A 4382-nucleotide genomic window follows, 5' to 3' on the forward strand; every position below is an offset into this window, starting at 1 on the left:
GTCCATTTCAACTCGGAGACGAGGTCGACCCAAGTCTCGGCGAATATTTCCTGCGGTTCCCTGAAAAAAGTCATCCGTTGCGAACTCCCGTGAAACGGTTCTTGGCCCAATCGTCGCGGCCGATATGCGCTGTTTGCGAAGGGGGATCGAGGACCGCTCCGAGCGCCAGGAGCTGGTCGTGCAGCGCAGTCGTGGAAATGTCCGCCGCGGCGCAATCTTGGCGGATCGACAAGGCGGCGGCGGCGCCGGCCGCCTGTCCCATCGACATCGTCTGCGCCATCGAACGACAACTGGCGTGGGCCGAATGCGTGGCGCTGAAACAGCGCCCCGCCGCCCACAGCGTGTCGAAGCCGGGCGCCGTCAGACACCGATAGGGCGCCTGATAGACGCCGCCATCGGGAACGTAGGCCCATTCGGTCTCCTCATCGCCGTCCGCGTTCAGTCGATGATCCTCGATCGGCGCGCCGCAGATCAGGACCACGTCGTCAAATCGCGCCTGGCCCAGGCAGTCCTCACGCGTCAGCCGGTAGGTTCCGCGGAGCCGCCGCGATTCCCGGATGCCGATCTGGGGCGACGACATGCCGATAATCTTGGCGTCGGCGAATCCCTCGATTTCCTGACGCAGGAACGTTTCGTACACATAAGCTTGGCGCCGCCCTTCCTGTTCGGCTCGCGTAAGTTCACCCGGATCGAACGGCGACGCGAAAGGAACGCGCACCGCAACGGTCGCGACGCAGTTGGCTTGAACCATTTCGTGGACGCTGCCGTTCTTGCGCGGCAACGGATAGGCGCCGGCCGCGACAGCCTCGCCCATCTTTCGTTGCAACAACCGTTTGCCTCCGGCTTGTTCGAATCTTTTCAGATCGACGTTGCACATGCGAAACGTGGTGGTGAAGGTTTGCGCGGCCTCCGCTACCCCCGCCTCCTCCAACGGAGCGCCGAGGAAATGGGCGGCGTGCGCGTCGCCGGACGCATCGATTATGCGGCGCGCGCCGATCTTGACGATTCCGCCGGTGGTCAGAACCGCGAGAATCGATCCGTCCATCGAACCGGACGGCTCGATGCCTACCAATTGGGCGTGCAGCAGAACATCGGCGCCGGCTTCGGCAACAAGATCGTCCCAGACGACCTTCAGATATTCCGGGTTGTAGGTTACCCCGGTTCCCGCCCCGTAAGTGTTCGGGCGCAAGAACATCTCCTGGCGCTTGGCCAAGCGATCGACGACCTGATCCGAAATACCGCCCGCCACCTTCTTGGGGGCGTTCCCGGGAGTGAAAAAGCCGTAGAAGGTATCCAGGCTCTGGGTGGAAGTGCCCCCGAGGAAGCCATAGCGCTCAACCAGCAGAACCCGACCTGCCCCGCAACGCGCGGCGGCGATAGCGGCGACGCAGCCGGCCGAACCCGCACCGACAACCACGACGTCGTACAAGGACGTCGCTCCCCGGACTGCTTTCGTCATCATTCAATTCTCATCGGTTGTTGGCTCACCGGCGCTCCACATTCGACCTTCGAAACGACCGATGAGAAACGGGGGCGGCATCGTCGCAAGACAAGCCCACGGCGCGTTTGATGGGACTGACGGAGGTTGTCAAAGGCACTGACCATCGGTGCAGCTCCAGCCGCCGTCGACGGCGATGACCTGCCCGGTCACAAATCGCGAACCGTCGGACAAGAGAAAGACCGCCGCTGCATCGAAGTCGTCCGGCCTCCCGGCGCGGCCCGAATCCAGCGGTTGCTTGCTTTCGACAAATCGCGCGATCGCTGCGTCGCCCAGCGCCCGCAAAGCCATCGGCGTGTCGGTCAGGCCCGAAACGATCATATTCGCCCGGATCCCTCGCGGCGCGTAATAGGCGGCAATCGACTTCGTGAAGCCCTCGATTCCAGCCTTCGCAGCCGCGTAGGCATGCGTTGCGAAATACCGAGGCGACGGGGAGAAGGCCAAAACCGATCCAAGATTGACGACACAGCCTCCTTTGCCCTGCCGAAGGAACTGACGAACGGCGGCCCGATTGGAATAGAAGACCGAGTCCATGTTGAGCCTGACCGTCTCGCGCCAGCCCTCGTCGGTCAGTTCGTGAAGCGGGCCGTCGCCGAAGCGGCGTCCGCTCCCTCCGGCCACGTGATAGAGCGCGTCAAGGCGTCCTTTGGTCGATGCTATCTGCGTGACCAGTCGTTCCGACGACGATGGGTCGCGGGCGTCTGCGAGGACCACGTCGATCGAACCGTCGACGCGTTCGCGCGCAGCTTCGACGGATTCTTCGTCATGAGACGTGACCGTGACCACCGCGCCGTTGGCGACAAATGCATTCGCGGCGGAGGCGCCGATGCCGGTGGTGCCGCCGACCACCAACACAACCTTTCCGCGCAGCGCGCACGGCGGCGCCGGCTCCTGTGTGTCGGCCCTAGCCACGCTTCGCCTCCCGAAACAAGATCGACGCGCCAAGAAGGACGAGCCCGTGCACCAGGCTGCTTCCGGCGGCGCCGGCGCCCGCGCCGGTCAGCAGAGTCGACAGCGCCGTCAGCAAGACGACGCCGCCGACCGTCCCGGTCATCCCGCCAACGCCTCCGGAAAGCAGCGTTCCACCAATTACCGCCGCTGCAAGCGAATCGAGCGTGAGTTCCTGGCCGGCGCCAAGAGCGCCGATCCCGACGAAGCCGGCGAGCAGAAGGCCGCCAACCACGGCGCAAAGACTCGACAGGACATACGACGCGAGTTGCGTCGCCGTCACCGCCACACCGGCGTAAATGGCGGCCTTGGGGCCCGACCCGATGGCGTAGACGTAACGGCCGAACCACGACTTATTCAGCATCAGGCCGGCAAGAAGAGCCAGCGCCAACCAGATATCGACTGCAAGGGGAACGCCAAGGAACTTTTCACGAGACAGCGCCCGAATGCCGTCCGGCACGTGACCCGTCGGCGCTCCGCCTGTGTAGATCAACATCGCGCCGGTGAGCACGAACCCCGTCCCGAGGGTGGCCACCAGCGGCGAGACTTTGCCGAAGGTCACGATCGCACCGTTGAGGACGCCCACGGCAATGCCGAGGATCAGGCACGCGAAGATCACCGCCCCGACGCCCTGACTCTGGGCGAAAGGGCCGGCCGCCAGAACGCTGACGAACCCGACGACGCCCCCGACCGACATATCAAAGCCGCCCCCTATCAACAGGATGGTCTGTCCGATCGCGAGCACCCCAAGCGGCGCAGCCTGCCGAAGCAATATCGGCCATTGCTCCGGCGCGATCAGCGTCGGCCGAACGACAAGCATCGCAACGATCGTCAGGCCCAGCGCCAGCCACACCGCTGATTGACGAAGCCGGATGGTATCGATGCGCATAGGAATTGGTCTCGAACCGGAAGCGGAAAGAGGTGAGGCGGTCATGGCCAGAGCTTACCTGTCCCACGGGTCATGCCGCCGGATTCGCGATAGCGGCGCAAGCGCGCGGCGACGCTCTCCGGCCGCGGCGCAAAAACCCGTTCCACATCGAGGCCTCGCGCGAGCGACGAAAATTCTTCGGCGCTGACCAACCCGGCGTGAAATGCCGCCAGCAAGGCGACGCCGCGCGCGCCGAACTCCTCGCCGGCCGGCCTGACGACATCCGCACCCGTCGCGCTGGCGATGGTTTGAAGCAGCAGATCGGATTTCGCGGCGCCGCCGGTCGCGCTGATGCGCGTGACGCTGCTTGGCATGCTCGCGTAGCAATCGGCGACCGCGAAGGCGAGACCCTCAACGCCAGCCCGGCACATTTCCGCGGACCCATGGCTCGCCCTCAGCCCGAGAAACGCGCCTCGCGCGTGGGCGTCGACAAACGGGGAGACGACGCCTGCGGCGGCCAGATAGGGGACAAGAACCGGCAGATCCGAGACGTCGGCCTGTTCAGCGCGTCTGAACAGTTCGACAACGTCGGAACCGGTAAACAGTCGCGCCGCCCAGTCGAGCGTCATCGCGCCGGATGTATTGACCATCGTGCGCACCCAGCGTGAAAGCGGGGCCGCAGCCATGATTCCGATGCCGGGTGGATCGAATTCGGGGTTGTCGGTGACAATGCTGCTGTTGGCGCTGGTGCCCAGGATTGTCACGGCGTGACCGGGCGCGACGGCGCCTCCGCCCACGCAACCGGCGATGATGTCGGTCGCGCCGAGCGCCACCGGAATTCCTGCCCGCAGACCCAGTTCGCGTGCAATTCCGCCGAGCAACGGATCGGTGCGAGATACGGGGAGGAGTTCAGGCAGCAGATGGCTCGCCGCTTTCGTTTCGGTGAGTTCGAAGAGCCGTTCGTCCCAATTTCGTGTTCTTATGTTGAACGGCACATAGGACGCGTCGCTTTCTTCGCTTGCCCACACACCGGTCAGCCAGCCCCGGATCCAGTCCTTGCAACAGAGG

4 protein-coding genes are annotated in these 4382 nt (G+C 64.6%); all 4 read right to left on the reverse strand.

Going from position 1 to position 4382, the window contains the following annotated elements:
* Window positions 1–70 precede the first annotated feature (70 nt).
* The gene (locus ABSF49_RS20510) at window positions 71–1429 is read right to left on the reverse strand and encodes an FAD-dependent oxidoreductase (protein WP_424114490.1); all 1359 of its coding nucleotides are present in this window, start codon (window positions 1427–1429) and stop codon (window positions 71–73) included.
* Between the two features lie 159 nt (window positions 1430–1588).
* On the reverse strand, window positions 1589–2347 hold the full coding sequence (locus ABSF49_RS20515; protein WP_424114493.1) for an SDR family NAD(P)-dependent oxidoreductase: 759 nt from the start codon (window positions 2345–2347) through the stop codon (window positions 1589–1591).
* A gap of 55 nt (window positions 2348–2402) precedes the next feature.
* Complete coding sequence (locus ABSF49_RS20520) at window positions 2403–3335, reverse strand: ABC transporter permease (RefSeq protein WP_424114491.1); 933 nt, start codon at window positions 3333–3335, stop codon at window positions 2403–2405.
* Between the two features lie 41 nt (window positions 3336–3376).
* Window positions 3377–4382 (reverse strand): xylulokinase (locus ABSF49_RS20525; protein WP_424114492.1); only part of this gene is annotated, 1006 nt, incomplete at its 5' end.

This window comes from Roseiarcus sp. (assembly GCF_049514155.1).
Classification (GTDB): Bacteria; Pseudomonadota; Alphaproteobacteria; order Rhizobiales; family Beijerinckiaceae; genus Roseiarcus.